This is a genomic window from Cellulophaga sp. F20128, assembly GCF_023015805.1.
Taxonomy (GTDB): Bacteria; Bacteroidota; Bacteroidia; order Flavobacteriales; family Flavobacteriaceae; genus Cellulophaga.
Window position 1 is genome coordinate 232,274 of the sequence record NZ_JALKBA010000002.1, and the last position, 21,298, is coordinate 253,571.

Below are 21,298 nucleotides of genomic sequence, written 5' to 3' on the forward strand. Positions count from 1 at the left end.
TATGTGAGAGAATTAATTTTCTTGCTAAGGTTTGTTATTTATTTATATAAAGTTTATAAAAATATTGACTTCATACTTTTATAGTTCTATTTTCATGGCTTAATAGAATAGATATGAAATTGAAGTTTTTTTTAGGAATATTATTAGCCACAGTTAGCCTTAGTTCTTGTAAGTTCGATAAAAAGAATGAGGATGCTGAAAATGCAACGTCATCAGAAAATAGGGGTACTACTCAACCTAATATTATTTATATCCTTGCTGATGATTTAGGGTATGGAGACTTAAGTAGCTATGGGCAACAGAAATTTACTACACCAAATATAGACGCTCTGGCTACTAAAGGAATGTTGTTTACACAACACTATTCTGGAAGTACGGTTTGTGCTCCCTCTCGGTCGGTCTTAATGACTGGTTTACATACAGGACACACCTATATAAGAGGAAATAAAGAAATAAAACCAGAAGGGCAACAACCAATTCCTGATGAAACATTTACATTGGCAGAATCGTTAAAAAATGCAGGGTATACCACGGGGGCTTTTGGGAAATGGGGTCTTGGTTTTCCGGGTTCAGAAGGCGATCCAATAAATCAAGGCTTCGATGTTTTTTATGGATACAACTGTCAAAGGTTGGGGCATAATTATTATCCTAGACATTTATGGTCTAATAACGATTCTATTGTGATTCCTGAAAATGCCGGTCAGAAAAAAGGAGCTTATGCTCCAATTTTGATTCATCAACAGACCTTAAAATTTATTGAAGACAATAAGGATAAACCCTTTTTTGCGTATGTGCCTTCCATAATTCCACATGCAGAATTGGTTGTTCCCGAAGCATATCACAACAAATACAAGGGCAAGTTACTCCCCGAAAAAAATTACAAGGGTGTAGATGATGGTCCAAATTATAGAAATGGCCCTTATGAGTCTCAGTCAGAATCCCATGCAGCCTTTGCAGGAATGATTAATTTGTTAGATGATCAGGTTGGGGAAATTGTAGCTAAACTTGAAGAATTGGGCTTAACGGACAATACTATCATTGTCTTTACATCAGACAATGGACCGCATAAAGAAGGTGGTGCAGACCCTGATTATTTTGAGAGTAATGGGCCTTTAAGAGGGTATAAACGCGATTTGTATGAGGGTGGAATTCGGGTACCTATGATTGTGAAGTGGCCTGGCCAAATTGCGGCTAATACAAGAACAGACCACATCTCTGCTTTTTGGGATGTTTTTCCAACTTTTTCAGATATTGCTGGGATAGAAATACCAAAGGATTTAGACGGAATTTCATTTTTACCAACTTTAATTAAAACAGATGCTGTTCAAATTAATCATGATTATTTGTATTGGGAATTTTATGAAGGGGGAGGCCGAAGAGCTGTTCGAAAAGGAGATTGGAAAGCAGTAAAGTACAATCTAAAGAAAAACCCAAATGCTCCAATACAGTTGTACAATTTAAATGAAGACCTAGGAGAGACAACTGATGTTGCCGGGCAACATCCGGATATTATTGCAGAAATGGAGACTATTTTTCAGGAAGCTAGTGTGCCTTCCGAAATAAATTGGTAGTCATTTAAGATATATAATCCACATTGATAGGAATGAGAACTAGTCACAAAAGCTAATAATTAAAGGGGTTAAAGACAGGATAAAAAAATATTTTATCAAAGGGTTTTATTTTTTTTCTTTGATTATTAGTTTTTTCGTTTTTTTTGTTTTCATTTGTCTTGTCAAACTTCAAAAGATAAGTTTGGTAAATTAGCGTATCGCTGAGCATAAATGTATACTGTTTTTATATTCGGGTTTTTGGGAATTGGGAAGTCGTACCCTGAAACAACTTATAAGATAAGCAACCGAATTTTAAAGTTAACTTCCGGTAACTCTCCTATAGTCAGCAGTCAGCATGACTATTTCTTCGTGCCAACCACGGAGCGTCAAATAATTGTGTAATAGTTAAATTTAATTTCGTAAAGGATACGTTGTAAAAAACACTATATTATGGTGGTGTTTAAAATTTAATTAAAACAGAACTAAAATTTAATGAATAATAAATATATTAATCTAATTGATCAGACTTACGATTTTCCGCAAGAAGAATTTAAGTTAGATGGAGAAAACCTATTGTTTCATGATATACCGCTTAAAAAGCTTATTGATGATTATGGTAGTCCATTGAAATTTACCTATTTACCTAAGATATCTGAAAATATTAAAAGGGCCAAGGATTGGTTTGAAGAGGCAATAAAGAATCATAACTATAAGGGAAAGTATCATTATTGCTATTGTACAAAAAGCTCTCATTTTGAGCATGTGTTGCATGAAGCTTTAAAAAATAATATTCATATTGAAACGTCATCTGCCTTTGATATAAACATCATTGAAAAACTAAAAATAGATGGCAAAATTAAAGACGATACCTATATAATTTGTAATGGATTTAAAAGGGAGCAATACATAACAAATATTGCTAGGTTAATTAATGAAGGCCATCGTAATTGTATTCCAATTATAGATAATTATGAAGAAATAGATTTGTTGTCGGAAAAAATAACAGATGATTATAAAGTAGGCATCCGTATTGCTTCGGAGGAAGAACCTAAATTTGAGTTTTATACGTCTCGATTGGGTATTGGTTACAAAAATATTGTCCCTTTTTACGAAAATCAGATAAAAGATAATGACAAGGTGCAGTTAAAAATGTTGCATTTTTTCATTAATACCGGAATAAAAGACAATGCGTATTACTGGAATGAACTTTTGAAATGCTTAAGGGTTTATGTGAAACTAAAGAAAATATGTCCTTCTTTAGATAGTTTAAATATTGGAGGTGGCTTTCCTATAAAAAACTCCTTGGCATTTGATTATGATTATCAGTATATTATAGATGAGATAATTAATCAAATTAATTTAACCTGTCAAGAGGCAGATGTTGATGTGCCACATATATTTACAGAATTTGGTAGTTTTACAGTAGGTGAAAGTGGCGGTGCTATTTATGAGATATTATATCAGAAACAGCAAAACGATAGGGAAAAGTGGAATATGATAGATTCCTCTTTTATAACAACTTTACCAGATACTTGGGCCATCAATAAAAGATTTATTATGTTGCCTATAAATAGATGGGAAGATGAATATGAAAGGGTTTTATTAGGCGGATTAACTTGTGATAGTGATGATTATTACAATAGCGAACAAAATACGAATGCTATTTACCTGCCAAAGTATAAAAAAGATAAACCCTTGTATATTGGATTTTTTAATACAGGGGCATATCAAGAAAGTATAGGTGGTTTTGGAGGACTGCAGCACTGTTTAATTCCCCATCCAAAGCATGTGTTAATAGACAAAGATTCAGAAGGAAATATAACAACCAAATTATTTAGTGAACAACAAAAGGCAGAAGATCTGCTTAAAATTTTAGGATATGAGCACAACTAATAATTACGCAGGCATTCCAGACCAGTTTGCGCAATTGGAAACAGCAAAAGTAATTTTAATCCCTGTTCCTTATGACGGAACAAGCACATGGGGAAAAGGAGCAGATAAAGGTCCAGAAGCTTTTTTAAAGGCTTCGGAAAATATGGAGTTGTACGATATTGAAACAGCAACAGAACCATATCAACAAGGGATATATCTTGCAGACGCAATAACAGAAGACAGTTCACCCGAAGCTATGGTGAATGAAGTTCATAAAACTACAAAACAGTATATCAAGCGAAATAAGTTTGTGACGTTGTTTGGAGGTGAACATTCTGTTTCCATAGGGACTATAAGAGCCTTTAATGAGTGTTTTTCTAATCTAACGGTATTGCATATCGATGCACATGCAGATTTAAGAGAATCCTACGATGGCACAAAATTCAATCACGCTTGTGCCGTGCATGAGGCTAGTCAGCATACCAATTTAATACAAGTGGGTATCCGCAGTATGGATGTGATTGAGAAAACCTATATGGATGAAGAAAAAACTTTCTTTGCGCATGATATGTCTACGGATGAATATTGGGTGGATAAAGTGGTTGATCTAATGACCGAAAATGTATTTATTACCTTCGATTTGGATGCTTTAGATCCGTCTATTATGCCTTCTACAGGAACGCCAGAGCCAGGAGGCTTGTTTTGGTACGAGACACTAGAATTTTTAAAACAAGTGTTTGAAGAAAAAAATGTGGTAGGTTTTGATATTGTTGAGTTGTGTCCTAATGCCGTGGATAAATCATCAGATTTTTTAGCAGCCAAGTTGTATTATAAAATGTTGAGCTACAAGTTTATGGGGCAAAGTATAGATGAAACATACGACAATACCTATGATGTAGATCTTAAATCAGGAAATTCTAACATTTCAAAATTTGAAGAAGATGAAGACTAAAGGAGCTATATCTAATTTTATAGAAAAATATTATTTGCATTTTAATTCGGCAGCCTTAGTAGATGCCGCAAAAGGATACGAAGAGCAGCTAAATAAAGGTTCTAAAATGTTAGTTTCTTTGGCAGGTGCAATGAGTACCGCTGAGATTGGTAAGATTTTTGCTGAAATGATTCGCCAAGATAAAGTTCAAATAATATCGTGTACTGGGGCAAACTTAGAAGAGGATATTATGAATCTTGTTGCGCATTCGCACTACAAGCGTGTGCCTAATTATAGAGATCTTACTGCACAAGACGAATGGGATTTGTTAGAAAAAGGACTAAACAGGGTTACTGATACTTGCATTCCTGAAGAAGAGGCATTTAGAAGATTACAAAAGCATATTTACAAAATTTGGAAAGATGCAGATGATGCAGGGGAACGTTATCTACCGCATGAATATATGTACAAAATGTTATTGTCAGGAGTGTTAGAAGAATATTATGAAATAGACTTAAAAGACTCTTGGATGTATGCTGCGGCAGAGAAAAATTTACCAATTATTTGCCCGGGTTGGGAAGATAGTACAATGGGGAATATTTTTGCATCCTATGTGCTAAAAGGACAGTTAAAAGCTACGACCATGAAATCGGGAATAGAATACATGACATTCTTGGCCGATTGGTATACCGACAATTCAAAAAATGGAATTGGATTTTTTCAAATAGGTGGTGGTATTGCCGGAGATTTTCCAATTTGCGTGGTGCCTATGCTATATCAAGATATGGAACGGCCAGAAACTCCATTCTGGAGTTATTTTTGTCAAATTAGTGATTCAACAACGAGTTATGGGTCTTATTCTGGTGCCGTACCTAATGAAAAAATTACCTGGGGTAAATTGGATATCGATACGCCTAAATTTATAATAGAGAGTGATGCAACCATTGTTGCCCCGCTTATTTTTGCCTACCTTTTAGATATGTAACCATGGATAATTTAAAGAGAGTAATAGTAGATTTTAAAAAACTAACACCTGAAGTTTTACGGCTGTTGGTAGAGCGATATCCTGATGGTTATGACGATTTAAACATTATCAGTTTTTATAACGCCAAAGGTGAACGTATAGAAGCCGTTGAGGTCTTGACTGACGATACCAAGTATTTGGTGAAGATTAGTGCAAAGTTAGAAGTAACTATGGCTAATTATGACGAGGATGATTATGAAGATTTTGATGATGACGATCCGGATGCTATCCCCGATGTAGATGTAGAGGCAGAAGAAGATGAAGATTAGTGATCACATACCTATAGCAAATGGAATATTGGGTGTTTTAGGTGTTTATCACAAGTAGATTTTTCTAATTGTCATGGACAATTTGGGTAAACGTATTCTAAATAATAAGTAACAAACCTCTCTTATCAAAAGAGAGGTTTTTTTATACCAATTCTAATATACGTTCCAAAGACATTCCTCTGGAGCCTTTTATTAGTAGTGTACTTAAAGGTTGTATAGGGTGTTCTTTTAGATAAAACTTAAGGTCATTCAAGGTAGTTAGTTTTAGGGCTGTTGTTTTTGTTTTGGAAAAGTTTTCACCTATTAAAAAGGTGGCTGAAAAATTCATTTTGGCAGCGAGCTCTGCAATATTTTGGTGTTCTTCAACTGCAGAATTCCCCAATTCAAACATATCTCCTAAAAACACAATTTTATGCTTGTCTTTCATCGCCTTAAAATTATCTAGGGCAGCAGCCATACTAGTGGGGTTAGCATTATAGGCGTCTAGGATAATTTTATAGCCTTTGTGTTCTAGTAATTGGGATCTGTTGTTTTGTGGCGTGTAACCTTCTATGGCTTCTTTAATTTTTGGCAATTCAATATTAAAATAGATACCCATTACAATGGCTGCGCAACAATTGGTAAAGTTATAGGAACCAATTAAATTAGAAGTTATTCGAGTACCTCTTAGATTCAAGGTAACGAAAGGGTCCGCACCTACGAACTCTATTTTGAAATCGTGTTCATTGCTTGTGCTAAACCCTGTTTTTTTTATATAATTACCAAGCTTGTTTTCTTGAATTGGGTCGTCTGCATTTAAGAAAATATGCTTGTTGTTTGCTATAAGGTAATTGTATAATTCACTTTTGCCTTGAATAACACCTTCGGTGCTGCCAAAACCTTCTAAATGTGCTTTTCCAAAATTGGTAATGTAGCCATAATCAGGTTGGGCTAAATTGCATAAAAATTCAATTTCTTCTAGGTGGTTGGCACCCATTTCTACAATGGCAATTTCTGTATCTTCTTGTATAGATAATAAGGTTAATGGAACACCAATATGGTTGTTGAGGTTGCCAATAGTGGCAATGGTATTGTATTTCTTTTGAATAACAGCCTTAAGCAGTTCTTTAGTAGTTGTCTTGCCGTTACTACCGGTTAATCCAATGACCCTTGCAGAACAATGATGTCTGTGAAGCTTACCTACTTGTTGTAGGGTATGTAATACATCCTTAACTACAATAAACTTATTTGAAGTAGCAAATTTTTCGTCATCTATAATGGCATAAGCAGCTCCTTTTTTTATGGCGTCTTCTGCATAACTATTGCCATTAAAATTATCGCCTTTAAGGGCAAAAAATATACAGTTCTTTGTAATTTTTCGCGTATCCGTACATACAGTAGGATATTTTAAAAATAATTGATGAATTTGAGCTATTGTCATAAAGCGAATATAAAAAAAAAGACTGCTCTTTTGAGCAGTCTTTTAAAAATATAATTCGATTTGTTTATTTTACTTTTTTACCTCTAGCCGTTTTGTTTTTACTTTTAGATTTAGAACCAACTCTAGACATAGCACATCTAAATCCGATGTCATCTGTAGCCATATATTGTGGTTGGTATCTACGTTGTGCAGGGTCTAGCCAGTATGCGCGATCTCTCCAAGAACCACCTTTGTATACTCTTACCTCATTGTTAATTAACGAAGTTCTAAAGTTAGATTTATCATAATTTCTAACAAATTTTCCAACACTATCTCTTTCTATTTTGTTGTTCGGAGAGTTGTACATTGATTTTTTGTTTTGTTCGTCCCCATCGGCCTCATTAAATTTATCATAAAATCGTGTAGATCCTGGTTCACCATCTCTGTAGCCTCTATTGTCACTTGAAGAGAAATTGGTTCTTAGGTATGTTTCTTTTTCATCTACAGCAACCATTTTAATTTCCCCTGGTAAGTTAACAGCAACTATTTTACCGTTAGGTAGCGTGTCGTAAACAACAGAATCTCTAAGGATATTAACTTTTCCATCTTCGCCAATGGCAGGTTTCATATAAATGTTACCTCTGTAATAGTTGAAATCACTTATTTCATCATCTACAATGGGTCTGTAAACATCAGCAACCCATTCTGATACGTTACCAGCCATATCATAAAGACCTAGGTCATTTGGTTTGTATGACATCACTGCATTGGTGATATCTGCTCCATCATCAGACCAGCCAGCTATTCCGCCATAATCACCCTTGCCTTGTTTAAAGTTTGCTAATTGATCACCTCTACCAACACGTTGTCCGTTTCGAGTGTAATCGCCTTCCCAAGGATATTTTTTTCTTCCTCTATAGTTATTGTATTCTCTAGTACCAGCATTTGCTTGTGCTGCATACTCCCATTCTGTCTCCGTAGGTAACCTGTATTCCGGTAAAATAACCCCACTACTTCGCTTTGCGAAAACAGAAATAGAATCTTTTTGCATTTTTCCTTGTAAAGAATCAATTTGTCCACCATAAACAGATTCTGGTCTGTTTAAGTAGGCTTCCGTACTAAAGGTACCTTCTGTTTCTCCACTTAAGGCTTTGTATTTTGCTTCCGAATCTAAATAGCCTTCTTTTTCTAACATTAATTCATTTACACGATCTGTACGCCATTCAGCAAATTGCGTGGCTTGCACCCAATTTACACCAACTACTGGGTATTCAGCGTATCCAGGATGTCTTAAATAGTTATTGGTCATAGTTTCGTTAAAACCAAGTCTATTTCTCCATACTAGCGTATCCGGTAAAGCACCTACATAAATGTTGGCATATTTTGGATTTTCTGGAGGGTAAACAGATTTTAAGTAATCTAAAAATTGTAAATACATTTTGTTTGTAACCTCGGTTTCATCCATATAGAACGACTGAACATGTTGTTGGGTAGGTGTATTGTTCCAATCATGCATTACATCATCCTGTACCTTACCTTTTGTAAATGTACCTCCTTCTATAAACACAAGACCAGGAGCAGTTACTTGTTCCTTAAAATCTGAGTTGTGTTGAAAACCACCTTCCTTGGCATTAATTTTCCAACCCGTAGCACGAGATACATCTTTAGATGAAGATGATTTTTTACAACTGGTAATGCTACTTACAACAACAGCACACGAGAGTACAACTTTAATGAATTGTTTTTTCATAATTAAGACTTGAGTTCTATATTTTACTGCTATTCTACAGCAATAATATTTTTTTTCATTTTAAACTTTACTTACTATCGGCTATTAAAACGATATTTTTTAAAGATTATTTTGTTTCTGTTAAAAAAAACCGAAATACCCATAATGCAGAGCTTAACAAATCTATAACGCCACAAATAATAGAATAGTATCAATGGGTTAAATTCTTTTAATTAAATTTTATTGGTACTTCCAAAATAGCTGTGCAGGAGTTTAATTGATTAGGTGAAATAAGTATACTTGCACATTTAATTTAAAAATAAACTTCCTTATATATAAGATATTATAAAAAAGTACGTTAATTTAAATGTTATGATATTTGTACGCGAAAGCTTATAAAGAACTGAACCTTATAAAATGATGATGAAAAAAACACTAGTATTACTACTTCTTGTATCAGTTTACAGCGCTACAGCTCAGGAGAATAGATCCATTACAACAGCCGTTCCTTTTTTAAATATAGCAGCAGACGCAAGATCGGCGGGTATGGGGGATATGGGGGTTGCCACCTCTGCAGATGCCTATTCCTTACAATGGAATGCGGCGAAGTACGCATTTGCTGAACGGAAAATGGGATTTGGAATTAGTTACACTCCTTATCTTGAAAATATTGTAACAGATGTAGCTTTGCTGAATGCGAATTACTTTAATAAGCTAAATGATAGAAGCGCCTTTGCTTTTGGGCTGCGATATTTTGGCCTAGGAGAAGTAGAGTTACGACAAACAATAGATGAAGAAGGTACTACGGTAAAACCAAATGAATTTGTATTAGAAGGTGCTTATTCATTAAAACTGTCCAGACAGTTTTCTATGGCAGTAAGTGGTAGATTCATAAGTTCTAATCTTAAATTCCCTTTAGACCCTAGTGTAGACTCTAAGGCTGCTACGGCATTTGCTGTTGATGTTTCTGGTTTTTATTATTCGCCCGAAATAGCATATAACAATTATGATGGTAGGTGGCGTGCAGGTTTTAATATTTCTAATTTAGGAAGTAAAATTGCATATGATCAAGGGGGGCAAGAAAATTTTTTACCGGCAAACTTAAAATTGGGAGTTGGTTTTGATTTTATTTTAGATCAGGATAATGTGCTTTCATTGACAACAGAATTTAATAAACTGTTAGTGCCAACACCACAAGACTTTAATGAGGACGGTCAGATCGATAGCCAAGATAACGAACGTTACCAGCAAATAAGCTTTTTGGAAGGGGTATTTGATTCTTTTAATGATGCTCCAGACGGATTTGGGGAAGAGTTAAAAGAAGTAACTTGGGCATTGGGAGCGGAATATTCGTATCAAAATGCGTTTATGATGCGTGCAGGATATTTTAATGAAAATGAATTAAAGGGAGCCCGTAAATTCTTTTCGTTAGGAGCAGGTTTTAAATTTAAAGCTACGCAAGTAGACTTGTCTTATTTATTCTCAACCTCTAAAATTAAAAATCCATTAGAAAATACATTGCGTTTTTCACTTACATTTAATTTAGGTGAAGAATTCTTTAACGATTAGATGAAGAAAAAAAAACTAGCTATTGAAGTATCTGTTTATGACTCAATAACGGAGCTATCTCAAACAGATAAAACACTTATGTTAAAAGCTGTTGAGGCTCGTAAAAATGCATATGCACCTTATTCTAATTTTTCAGTCGGGGCAGCAGTCCTTTTAGCCAATGGTAAAACTGTTTTAGGGAACAATCAAGAAAACGCATCTTTTCCTGCAGGCTTATGTGCAGAAAGAGTTGCTATTTTTCAAGCGGGTGCCATTTACCCAAATGTAAAAATTGTATCCGTGGCCATTTCGGCAACTTCCAAAAACTATCAAGTATCAAATCCGGCAGCACCCTGTGGTAGTTGTAGGCAGGCAATGATAGAATACGAGCAAAAACAAAAGCAATCTGTAACCTTATTGTTGATGGGGGAGCTGGGGGCCGTTTATAAATGCGATTCTATTGCCGATATTTTACCGTTAGCATTTAGCAATTCTTTCTTAGAGTAACTTTTGTTGCGAATTATATTTTTTTTATTCCTTTTTTTTGCCTTAAATTCAATTTGAAAAAACAAAATGGATATGGGCTGTGCTTTTTTGTCATTTTTTTTTTGGTAGTGAATTTAATGTGTATTTTTGTTTCGCTGTAAAATCAGCCTTTTTTTAAAATAGTTTTAAATGAAAAAAATAACCAAAGAAGTTTACCTTAATTGGTATAAGGATATGTTATTCTGGAGAAAGTTTGAGGATAAGCTTGCTGCTGTTTACATTCAACAAAAAGTTAGGGGATTCCTACACTTGTATAATGGTCAAGAAGCTGTTTTAGCAGGTTCATTACATGCAATGGATCTTACCAAGGATAAAATGATAACTGCATATCGAAATCACGTACAACCCATTGGAATGGGTGTAGATCCAAAAAGGGTAATGGCCGAACTTTATGGTAAGGTAACAGGTACTTCTAAGGGAATGGGAGGTTCTATGCATATTTTTTCTAAGGAGCATCGTTTTTATGGTGGTCACGGCATTGTAGGAGGGCAAATACCTTTAGGGGCTGGTTTGGCATTTGGAGATAAATACGCTGGTAGTAATGCAGTAACTTTATGTTATATGGGTGATGGAGCTGTAAGGCAAGGTTCTTTACACGAAACGTTTAACTTGGCTATGCTTTGGAAATTACCTGTGGTATTTATTTGTGAAAACAATGGATATGCAATGGGAACATCAGTAGCTAGAACATCACATTCTACAGAAATATGGAAATTAGGTTTAGGATATGAAATGCCTTGTGGTCCTGTTGATGGAATGGATCCGGTTACCGTTGCTAAAGAAGTGAGTAAGGCTGTGGAAAGAGCAAGAGCTGGAGACGGACCAACATTTTTAGAAATGAAAACATATCGTTATAGAGGACATTCTATGTCTGATGCTCAGCATTATAGAACTAAGGATGAGGTTGAAGAATATAAGAAAATTGATCCTATTTCTCAAGTGTTAGCTATTATCAAGGAAAATAAATATGCTACAGATGATCAAATCGCAGAAGTAGGAAAAGAAGTAAAACGCAAGGTTAATGAATGTGAGAAGTTTGCTGACGAATCAGATTACCCACCAGCAAGCCAATTATACGATATGGTATATGAGCAAAAAGATTTTCCATTTGTACAACATAAATTATAGAATATGGCAGAGATAATAAACATGCCGAGGTTAAGCGATACCATGGAAGAAGGTACCGTTGCCAAATGGCTTAAAAATGTTGGGGATAAAATTGAAGAAGGTGATATTCTTGCAGAAATAGAAACGGACAAGGCTACTATGGAGTTTGAGTCCTTTAATGAAGGTGTATTGTTGCATATCGGGATTGAAGAAGGAGGTACTGCACCTGTTGATACTTTATTAGCCATTATTGGAGAAGAAGGGGAAGATATTTCTGCCCATTTATCTGGTGGTAATAAAGCGGCTGCAGTAGAAGAGAAAAACGAGGATGTTGAAAAAAAGACAGCGCCAGAGGCCGAAGTTGCTACTGGAGGATCGATACCAGAAGGTGTAGAGGTAATTAAAATGCCACGCCTTAGTGACACTATGGAAGAAGGTACTGTTGCTACTTGGTTAAAAAATGTTGGTGATACTGTTGAAGAAGGAGATATTCTTGCTGAAATAGAAACCGATAAAGCAACCATGGAATTTGAGTCTTTTTATTCTGGTACTTTGTTGTATGTAGGTTTAAAAGAAGGAGAATCTTCTCCGGTGGATGAAGTTTTGGCAATTATAGGCCCAGCAGGAACAGATGTAAATGCTGTGCTAAATGCAGGGAGTTCTACTCCAGCAGCTCAAGCTACAACAGAAGCTCCAAAACAAGAAGCAAAGAAAGAGGAAAAAGTGACTGCTGAAACAGCGTCAATAGCTACTGATGGTAAACGTATATTGGCTTCGCCTTTGGCTAAGAAAATTGCATCAGATAAAGGAATCAATTTATCTAATGTTACTGGTTCTGGAGATAACGGAAGAATTGTAAAGAAAGATGTTGAAGGTTATACGCCCTCTGCAACTACCGCGGCGCCAGAAAAGGCTAATGAGGAAGCAGCTACCACTAAACCAGTTATAACTGCTCCTGTTGGTGAAGAAGGTTATGAAGACGTTAAAAACTCTTCAATGCGTAAAGTAATTGCTAAGGTTTTAGGGAAATCTAAATTTACTGCTCCCCATTTTTACCTAACAATAGAAGTGGATATGGACAACGCAAAAGCGTCCAGAGTACAAATAAATAACTTGCCAGACACTAAGGTGTCCTTTAATGATATGGTATTAAAAGCTTGTGCAATGGCCCTTAGAAAGCACCCACAAGTAAATACAACTTGGCAAGATGATGTTACGCGATACAACCAACACATTCATATTGGTGTTGCGGTATCTGTAGACGAAGGGCTAGTAGTTCCTGTCGTTAAATTTGCAGACCAAATGAGTTTAACTTCCATAGGGGCAACGGTAAAAGACTTAGCAGGTAAGGCTAGATCTAAAAAAATTGCACCAGCAGAAATGGAAGGTAGTACCTTTACGGTGTCAAATTTAGGGATGTTCGGTATTCAAGAATTTACCTCTATCATAAATCAACCAAATTCGGCCATACTATCTGTAGGTGCGATTGTAGAAAAGCCGGTTGTTAAAAATGGAGAAATTGTGGTAGGTAATACTATGAAACTTACCTTGGCTTGTGACCATAGAACTGTAGATGGTGCTGTTGGAGCTCAGTTTTTACAGACCTTGAGAAACTTTATAGAAAATCCTGTTACCATGCTTGCATAATAGCAGCAAAGTATAGTTATAAATTAGAAAGCATCTCAAATAAATGAGATGCTTTTTTTATATTTACCAAAAGATTAAACAATGAAAAAAATTCTCTTATTCGTATTAATTGCCGTGGTTCAGAGTTGTGGCGTTAAAGTAAAAGGACCAGATGGTATAGCTAGAAATTCTAATATAAAAGCCAAGGAAATTAGTAAAGATATTGCCACGCCAGCCGGAGTGAATGAAATCGTTAGTTACTTAGCTTCAGATGAATTGCAAGGACGTGCTTCTGGCAGTGAGGGTATTAATGAGGCGGCGACCTATATAGCCAATGCGTTTAAAGCAAATGGTGTAAGCCCATACTTTGGCGCCTATAGAGATACCTTAACTAATTTTAAAAAAGACTTAGGAGTTGCTTATAATGTTGTTGGTTTTGTTGAGGGAAATGATCCGGAACTAAAAAAAGAATTCCTAATTATAGGAGCGCATTATGACCATATCGGAAAAGCCAAAGCTAATGGGGATGATAACATTGCTAATGGGGCTAATGATAATGCTTCTGGTACGGCAACTGTTATGGAATTGGCGCGTTATTTTGGTACAGCAAAAACAAACAAAAGAAGTATTATTTTTGCTTTGTTTTCAGCAGAAGAAATGGGACTATTAGGATCTAAACATTTGGCAGAAAAGTTGAAATCCAGCAACTTAAACCTATATGCAATGCTTAATTTTGAAATGGTAGGGCTGCCCATGCTAGATAAAGAGTACCTGACTTATGTAACCGGGTATGATCTTTCTAACCTGGCAGCTATAAGTAATACTTATGCCGGTGAAAAAATTGCGGGATTTTTACCGAAAGCTGGTGAGTTTAGACTTTTTATGAGGTCAGACAACCATCCTTTTCACCAGGTGTTTAATGTGCCTTCTCAGACCTATTCTACCTTTGATTTTACAAATTTTGAACATTACCACAAAGTAGGAGATGAAGCACAACTTATGAATTATGAGCATATGGCTAGCCTAATCAATAAGTTTGTACCAGTTATAGAAGGGATAGCTAATGCAGCAACCAAGGAAATAAAATATAACTAATGGCAAATATAATTGTAACCGGTTGTAGTAGGGGTATAGGGTATGAGTTGATACAACTATTTGCCAATCAAGGGCATCAGGTGTTGGCTTTATCTAGAAAAACAGCGCCAATATCCGAATTGCAAAATCCGAATATTTTCACCTTGTCTTGCGATATTTCAAAAGCATCCGATTTAAAAAAGGTGGGTGAATTTATAATTGAAAATTGGCAGCAGGTAGATGTGTTAATTAACAATGCCGGAAAATTAGCCAATAAGCCTTTTTTGGAAACGTCTACAGAAGATTTTGAAGAAGTTTATAAGGTTAATGTTTTTGGTGTGGCTAGTATTACCAAACTTGTAGTACCTAAAATGCTTAAAAACGGTCATGTTGTAACTATTAGTTCTATGGGTGGTGTTCAAGGCAGTGTTAAGTTTCCAGGTTTGTCGGCTTACAGCTCTAGTAAGGGTGCCGTAATAACGTTAACCGAATTATGGGCAGAAGAATTTAAAGAGACAGGGCCGTCTTTTAACGCGCTCGCCTTGGGTGCCGTACAAACCGAAATGTTAGAAGAAGCTTTTCCAGGTTATATAGCTCCAACAACAGCCTTGGAAATGGCAACCTATATTCAGAATTTTGCATTGACTGGGCATAAAATGTACAATGGAAAGTTACTGCAAGTAAGTAATAGCACACCTTAATTAATTTTTTATAGGATAGCTGTTGTAGTAGTGCTATTGTTGTAATTTTTTTAGCACAAACAATTTATGGTTCTTCTATTAGCTGTAGACTATAGAATCTACTATTTTTGCGATATGGAGCAAACCCTTCAAAAATACCTTCCAGAAAGAGCTGTTCAGCCATGTTTTTCTTTAATAAAGGAGCATGCCGTTCATCTTAAAATTGTAGGGCAGCGGGTAACAAGACACGGAGATTATAGAAGATTGCCTGACGGACTACATCAAATAACCGTAAACGCTTCCCTCAATAAATACAGGTTTTTAATTACTTTGGTACATGAGGTTGCTCATTTGGTTGCTTTTGAAAAATATGGGAGGGGAATAAAACCACATGGATTGGAATGGAAAAAAACTTTTCAATTGCTAATGTTACCTTTTATTCGTCCAGAAATATTTCCATCCAAGGTGCTTCCTGTAATTGCAAATCACTTTAAAAACCCAAAAGCAAGTAGTGATACAGATGCTAAATTATCCTTAGCTTTGAAACAGTTTGATGCGGGTACTAATAAAAGTTATGTTTTTGAATTACCATTGGGAAGCATTTTTAGAATATACAATGGTAAATTATTTAAAAAAGGGAATAGAAGGGTAAAAAGGTATGAGTGTATAGAGCTCTCAACCGGGAAAATTTATATTTTTCAGCCCAATGCAGAAGTAGAATTAATTTCAGATTAATGTAATGAAGAACAAGAATTATTACGCTTTTTTAATGGCAGGTGGTATTGGCTCAAGATTTTGGCCGGTAAGTACAGCTGAATACCCCAAACAATTTCATGATATGTTGGGCGCGGGAGCTACCTTAATTCAGAAAACATTTCAGCGTTTAAATACGTTTGTGCCAACAGAAAATATTTTAATCTTAACCAATGAGCGTTATAACGAATTGGTCCTAGAACAGTTGCCTATGGTAACACAAGAGCAAGTTGTTCTTGAGCCAGCTATGCGAAATACTGCACCTGGTATTTTGTATGCAGCCTTAAAAATTCAAAAACAGAATCCAAATGCGGTGATGATTGTGGCACCCAGTGATCATTGGATAGAAGATGAAAAAGCCTTTGCTGAAGATGTAAAACTTTGTTTTGATAAATGTGAAAAGGAAGAGGTGCTTTGTACCTTAGGTATAAAACCTACTTTTCCAAATACTGGATTTGGGTATATAGAGTATGAAAATGGAAATGAGAACAGGCTTAAGAAAGTGACTCAGTTTAGAGAAAAACCAAGTTATGAAACGGCAAAGGGGTTTATAGAACAAGGGAATTTTTTATGGAATGCCGGTATTTTTATGTGGAGTGTAAAAGCAATAGTACAGGCTTTTAAAGTATATCAACCGGAACAGTATAGATTGTTTGAAGCCGGAATGGGATTCTATAATACGACTCAAGAAGCGAGATTTATAGCTAAAAATTATGGTTTAGCTGAAAATATATCCATTGATTATGCTATTTTAGAACAGTCTAAGGACCTATTTGTTTTGCCGGCAACTTTTGATTGGAATGACCTGGGTACTTGGGGATCCTTGTACGATAAGGTTAAAAAAACTGAAGATGAAAATGCCGTTGTAGGAGCTAGATTGCTCAGCAGGGAAGCTTCTGGTAATATGGTCCGGACGGCAAAAGGTAAAATTGTAGTTATAGATGGATTAAAAGATTATATTGTTATAGATAAAGAGGATGTGTTGTTAATTTGTCCAAAGGCAAAGGAACAAGATATAAAGGTAATTTTGAATGAAGTGAAAGATAAATTTGGTAAGTAAAAGCAGCGGTCTATGAGTAACAACCCGGAACAAAAAAACAACTTGGCAGAGAACGATACAATTGAGTCCACTGAAAATGTTAAAAGAGATTTTCAGGGACTTATGGGCAGTGTTAAAAAGTTTTTGACAGAGCTTTTAGATATTCGAAATAATACAGATCAGGAGGCAACAAAGGCGTCCATTATTGCAGATATTCCTTTTAAAGGGCATACCTCTTGGATTTTAATTTGCTCTATATTTATTGCATCCGTGGGTTTAAATGCAAACTCAACAGCGGTTGTAATTGGCGCCATGTTAATTTCGCCCTTAATGGGTCCTATCTTAGGAATTGGACTTTCCTTGGCAATAAATGATATAGATACATTGCGTCGTTCGTTAAAGAATTTTGCGGTAATGGTTGTCTTAAGTGTTTTAACGGCTTGGTTGTTTTTCTCCTTCTTTCCGTTAAAAACAGATTCCTCAGAATTGCTAGCTCGGACAGCTCCAGACATACGAGATGTGTTGATCGCATTTTTTGGGGGTCTGGCCTTAGTTATAGCTCGGGCAAAAAAAGGAACCATTGCAAGTGTAATTTTTGGTGTAGCCATAGCAACTGCCTTAATGCCGCCCTTGTGTACCGTGGGATACGGATTAGCTATTTGGAATACAGACTATGCCCTTGGTGCTATGTACTTATTTATCATAAACACCATTTTTATAGCCTTACCAACCTTTTTAGTTTTAAAATTTTTGCGTTTCCCTATGGTGCGCTATGCGAATTCGCAACGGAGAACCTTAATTTCTCGAATAGTTTCTGTTGTCGCTATAGGAGTTATGATACCCGCAGGGATAACATTTTGGAATGTATTTGAAGAGTCTCTTTTTATGAAAGAAGCCCATAATTTAATTGAAAATACTATAGGAAAGTATCAGTTTAATGATCAAGGAAGGTATTTGGAAGAATTAACAACCATTGATTATGTTAAAGATGGGACTTCTAAAATTGAAATTGTTTGTATGGGAGATGAACTGATCCCGGAAAACATTATTAATACATGGCGTGCTCAGAAAAATGAAAGTGAAAATAACCATTTAAAAACAGCAGAGTTGCGGATAATTCAAAATGGAAAGGATGATTCTGAACAGAAGTTTAATTATGTAAATGAGTTGTATGAAAGCAAAAAAGCGGAATTACTTTCTAAAGATGAACGTATTAGTTTTTTGGAAACAGCGCTTTCTGATATGAGTAAAAGATCGTTAAAACAAATTCCATTTATTGAAATTAGTGATGAAGCAAAGGTGAATTATGAAGATTTGCAAGAAATTGATTTTTCATACACCCTAAAAAATAATTTTAAAAAGATAGATACGGTTCCTGTGTTTGACATTATTTGGAAGGATGTAAAAAAAGTGAACAAGGAAAAGTTAGCGGCAGATACACAAAAGCTAGCTGCTTGGCTAAAGTTGCGTTTAAAGGATGATAAAATTGAGGTACGGAGTAATTATAAGTAGAATATAAGTTTGAGTATTTTTAGTGAGAATCATGATTAGGAATGGACTTTGCAATTCTTTAGATTCTGTATTTATTTGTTGGTTTCATTTTTAATAATGTTGAATAGATCTCTATTTATTCCAACAAAAATCTTGGAATGTGCAACTTCTTTTTCTTTTTTGGTTAGATTCGTTTTTTCAAGAAAAGATTTTTTAATTCCATCTCGAATGGTTTCTCTTTTGTAATCTCTTCTTTGTGATAATTTTTGATTTGTATATTCAAAAATTATAAGATTACAATCATCTTTTAGTCTCTCACCAATTATTTCCCACCAGATTTTATCTGTTTTTCCTAAGGAAGAACCATAAATACAAATCAAGTTTGCCGAAAGTATGTGTTGTTTGCATTGATCATCAATGGTGTGTTGCATTGCCTGATTGCATTGACTTTTTACAAAAGCATTTAAAATTTCAGGCTCATTATGAAATTCTTGATTTTTTATTTGGGAAATGTCATTTACACCCATCACCATTGAATTATCTATATATCCATGTATATGTTGGATTCCATTATAATTTATTGGTAGACCGTTATGAGTGCCTATTTGTATTGATTTTTCTTCTGCTCTAATTAGTTTTTCGAAAGTGTTAGTGTAATTGAATGTGATAACATAAGTAGACCAATGATGATTTTTCCATTTGGTTCTTAGTTTAGATACCTTATTTTTTTGAGCTTCAGAAAGTGACCTCTCAGGAAAAGTTAGATATTCAAAAAAAATATCTTTTTCAATTTTTAATAGATCGATTTTTTTTTCCTCTTCTTTTAAGTAGTCAGCTAAATTGTCTCCAATATCCTCAAAAATTTCTATAAATTCATTTGTTGATTTTATGTCTTGCGTGTATTCACCTAACATGGATTCTAAATCAGCCCAACTTTCTTCATTTTGAATACTCTTCTTTAAATTGGAAATAGATTCACTTTTAGAATCAATGTTATTGTAGTATTGATAGAAATCAGGATATCTTGTTTTTAAGTTTAGATTTACATCAAAGCCATTTCCTAGTAGGTAAACAATTTTCATATATTTAGATGTGGTTTAGCTTAAAATAATACAAAGTTAATTCCGTTCCTCAATATACATTTGCCGTACTTTTTTAAATAGCTCCGAAGAGTAAACAAAGTCGGTTACCGCTGCATTATCCGTCTTAAAGATTTCTTTATTGGTGCCTTCCCATTCTTTATGCCCGTTTTTTAAGAAGATAATTTTCTCGCCTATCTCCATTACGGAGTTCATATCATGCGTATTAATAACCGTAGTGATATCGTATTCTTTGGTGATTTCTAAAATGAGGTTGTCTATTAATATGGCTGTTTTAGGATCTAAGCCCGAGTTGGGTTCATCGCAAAATAGGTATTTAGGATTCATCACGATTGCCCTAGCTATGGCAACCCTTTTTTGCATTCCTCCAGATATCTCAGAAGGAAATTTATGATGGGCGTCAATTAGGTTTACGCGCTTTAGTACAGTGTCTACCCTGTCTTGCATTTCGGATTTAGACTGTTTGGTGAACATTTCTAAAGGAAACATGACATTGCCTTCTACGGTAAGCGAATCAAACAAGGCACTGCCTTGAAAAACCATGCCCATTTCTTGACGTAAGTTTCTTTGTTGGCTAGCTGATAAATCGTCATAAATGTTTCCATTGTAACTTATAGTGCCTTCATCTGGAGTAAATAGACCCAATAAACATTTTAAAAACACTGTTTTACCGGACCCGCTTTGACCAATGATTAAATTGGTTTTTCCTTTTTCAAAACTCGTAGATATCCCTTTTAAAATATGGGAATCGCCAAAGGACTTGTGTATGTTGTTTACCTCTATCATTATCCTAATAATAATTGTGTTAATACATAGTTTAAAATAATAATAGCTACACTAGTCCATACAAAAGCAGTTGTGCTAGCCTTCCCTACTTCTAGTGCACCACCTTTCATGTAGTACCCATGAAAGGATGGTATGGTTGCGATTACAAAAGCAAAGATTATAGATTTAATAAATGCGTAGGTTATATGGTAAGGGATAAAATCCAGTTGAATCCCTTCAATATAACTAGCACTTGTAGTAAAACCACCAAAAACACCAGCTACCCAGCCGCCAAAAATACCAACATACATGGCAATCGCAATGGCAAAAGGATACAGCATTAAAGCTATGATTTTCGGAAATACCAGATAGTTTAGCGAATTAACGCCCATAACTTCTAGTGCATCAATCTGCTCTGTTACACGCATGGTTCCTATACTCGATGTGATATAAGAACCTACTTTTCCAGCCATAATAATGGAGGTAAAGGTAGGTGCAAATTCTAGGATAACAGACTGTCTGGCTGCAAAGCCAATAAGACTTTCAGGAATCAACGGATTGGTGAGATTTAAAGCCGTTTGTATGGTAACAACACCACCGATGAAAAATGAAATAAAAATGATGATGCCTAAAGAGCCAAAAACCAATTCGTCTATTTCCTTTAAAATTAGCGATTTCATTATGGACCATTTGGTGGGCTTTTTAAAAAGCTCTCTAATCATAATAAAATAACTGCCAATGGATGCTATGTAGTTCATAAAAATAGACTTCTGTTTGTAAAAATAATAATATTAA

General features: G+C 35.2%; 19 protein-coding genes. 14 read left to right on the forward strand and 5 right to left on the reverse strand.

The window, feature by feature from the left end; all coding sequences use genetic code 11:
• Positions 1-113: 113 nt before the first annotated feature.
• From MWU65_RS03105 to MWU65_RS03125, 5 genes are all read left to right on the forward strand, one after another.
• Entirely contained in the window at positions 114-1,571 is a 1,458-nt protein-coding gene (locus tag MWU65_RS03105; RefSeq protein ID WP_247075674.1) for an arylsulfatase, read from the forward strand.
• A 471-nt stretch (positions 1,572-2,042) separates the two neighbouring features.
• The gene (locus MWU65_RS03110) at positions 2,043-3,443 is read left to right on the forward strand and encodes an arginine decarboxylase (protein WP_247075675.1); all 1,401 of its coding nucleotides are present in this window, start codon (positions 2,043-2,045) and stop codon (positions 3,441-3,443) included.
• Entirely contained in the window at positions 3,430-4,374 is a 945-nt protein-coding gene (gene speB, locus MWU65_RS03115) for an agmatinase (RefSeq protein ID WP_247075677.1), read from the forward strand. Before MWU65_RS03110 ends, speB begins: the two co-directional genes overlap by 14 nt.
• On the forward strand, positions 4,364-5,338 hold the full coding sequence (locus MWU65_RS03120; protein ID WP_247075679.1) for a deoxyhypusine synthase family protein: 975 nt from the start codon (positions 4,364-4,366) through the stop codon (positions 5,336-5,338). The genes speB and MWU65_RS03120 overlap by 11 nt, the downstream gene beginning before the upstream one ends.
• Positions 5,339-5,340: 2 nt before the next feature.
• Positions 5,341-5,646, forward strand: coding sequence for a hypothetical protein (locus MWU65_RS03125; protein ID WP_247075681.1), 306 nt, complete (start codon positions 5,341-5,343; stop codon positions 5,644-5,646).
• 142 nt (positions 5,647-5,788) lie between these two features.
• On the opposite strand, the gene murF is transcribed toward MWU65_RS03125, so the two are convergent.
• Entirely contained in the window at positions 5,789-7,066 is a 1,278-nt protein-coding gene (murF, locus tag MWU65_RS03130) for a UDP-N-acetylmuramoyl-tripeptide--D-alanyl-D-alanine ligase (RefSeq protein WP_247075682.1), read from the reverse strand.
• Between the two features lie 64 nt (positions 7,067-7,130).
• A complete protein-coding gene (gldJ, locus tag MWU65_RS03135; RefSeq protein ID WP_247075683.1) occupies positions 7,131-8,795 on the reverse strand; it encodes a gliding motility lipoprotein GldJ in 1,665 nt (554 codons plus the stop codon).
• A 402-nt stretch (positions 8,796-9,197) separates the two neighbouring features.
• Between gldJ and porV the strand changes: the two genes are divergently transcribed.
• From porV to MWU65_RS03180, 9 genes are all read left to right on the forward strand, one after another.
• On the forward strand, positions 9,198-10,343 hold the full coding sequence (porV, locus tag MWU65_RS03140) for a type IX secretion system outer membrane channel protein PorV (protein WP_247075902.1): 1,146 nt from the start codon (positions 9,198-9,200) through the stop codon (positions 10,341-10,343).
• Positions 10,344-10,829 carry a cytidine deaminase gene (locus MWU65_RS03145; protein WP_247075685.1) on the forward strand — a complete coding sequence of 162 codons (486 nt, stop codon included), beginning with the start codon at positions 10,344-10,346 and terminating at the stop codon, positions 10,827-10,829. It begins immediately after the preceding gene.
• Positions 10,830-10,997: 168 nt separating this feature from the next.
• The gene (gene pdhA, locus MWU65_RS03150) at positions 10,998-11,996 is read left to right on the forward strand and encodes a pyruvate dehydrogenase (acetyl-transferring) E1 component subunit alpha (protein WP_247075686.1); all 999 of its coding nucleotides are present in this window, start codon (positions 10,998-11,000) and stop codon (positions 11,994-11,996) included.
• 3 nt (positions 11,997-11,999) lie between these two features.
• Positions 12,000-13,622 (forward strand): pyruvate dehydrogenase complex dihydrolipoamide acetyltransferase, encoded by a 1,623-nt coding sequence (locus MWU65_RS03155; RefSeq protein ID WP_247075688.1) that lies wholly within the window; start codon positions 12,000-12,002, stop codon positions 13,620-13,622.
• 81 nt (positions 13,623-13,703) lie between these two features.
• Positions 13,704-14,696, forward strand: coding sequence for a M28 family peptidase (locus MWU65_RS03160; protein ID WP_247075690.1), 993 nt, complete (start codon positions 13,704-13,706; stop codon positions 14,694-14,696).
• On the forward strand, positions 14,696-15,376 hold the full coding sequence (locus tag MWU65_RS03165; protein WP_247075691.1) for an SDR family oxidoreductase: 681 nt from the start codon (positions 14,696-14,698) through the stop codon (positions 15,374-15,376). The genes MWU65_RS03160 and MWU65_RS03165 overlap by 1 nt, the downstream gene beginning before the upstream one ends.
• Positions 15,377-15,490: 114 nt before the next feature.
• A complete protein-coding gene (locus MWU65_RS03170) occupies positions 15,491-16,090 on the forward strand; it encodes a SprT-like domain-containing protein (RefSeq protein ID WP_247075903.1) in 600 nt (199 codons plus the stop codon).
• Between the two features lie 4 nt (positions 16,091-16,094).
• Positions 16,095-17,168: a mannose-1-phosphate guanylyltransferase gene (locus MWU65_RS03175; RefSeq protein WP_247075693.1), complete on the forward strand. Its 1,074-nt coding sequence runs from the start codon at positions 16,095-16,097 to the stop codon at positions 17,166-17,168.
• 12 nt (positions 17,169-17,180) lie between these two features.
• Positions 17,181-18,659, forward strand: coding sequence for a DUF389 domain-containing protein (locus MWU65_RS03180; protein WP_247075695.1), 1,479 nt, complete (start codon positions 17,181-17,183; stop codon positions 18,657-18,659).
• Positions 18,660-18,730: 71 nt separating this feature from the next.
• Here the strand turns inward: MWU65_RS03180 and MWU65_RS03185 are convergent, their stop codons facing one another.
• Genes MWU65_RS03185 through MWU65_RS03195 form a run of 3 tightly spaced genes read right to left on the reverse strand, consistent with a single transcriptional unit; the run spans position 18,731 to position 21,261 of the window.
• Positions 18,731-19,720, reverse strand: coding sequence for an AbiH family protein (locus tag MWU65_RS03185; RefSeq protein ID WP_247075697.1), 990 nt, complete (start codon positions 19,718-19,720; stop codon positions 18,731-18,733).
• 36 nt (positions 19,721-19,756) lie between these two features.
• Positions 19,757-20,524, reverse strand: a complete 768-nt coding sequence (locus MWU65_RS03190; RefSeq protein ID WP_247075699.1) for an ATP-binding cassette domain-containing protein — start codon at positions 20,522-20,524, stop codon at positions 19,757-19,759.
• Positions 20,524-21,261: an ABC transporter permease gene (locus tag MWU65_RS03195; protein WP_247075700.1), complete on the reverse strand. Its 738-nt coding sequence runs from the start codon at positions 21,259-21,261 to the stop codon at positions 20,524-20,526. Before MWU65_RS03195 ends, MWU65_RS03190 begins: the two co-directional genes overlap by 1 nt.
• Positions 21,262-21,298 lie beyond the last annotated feature (37 nt).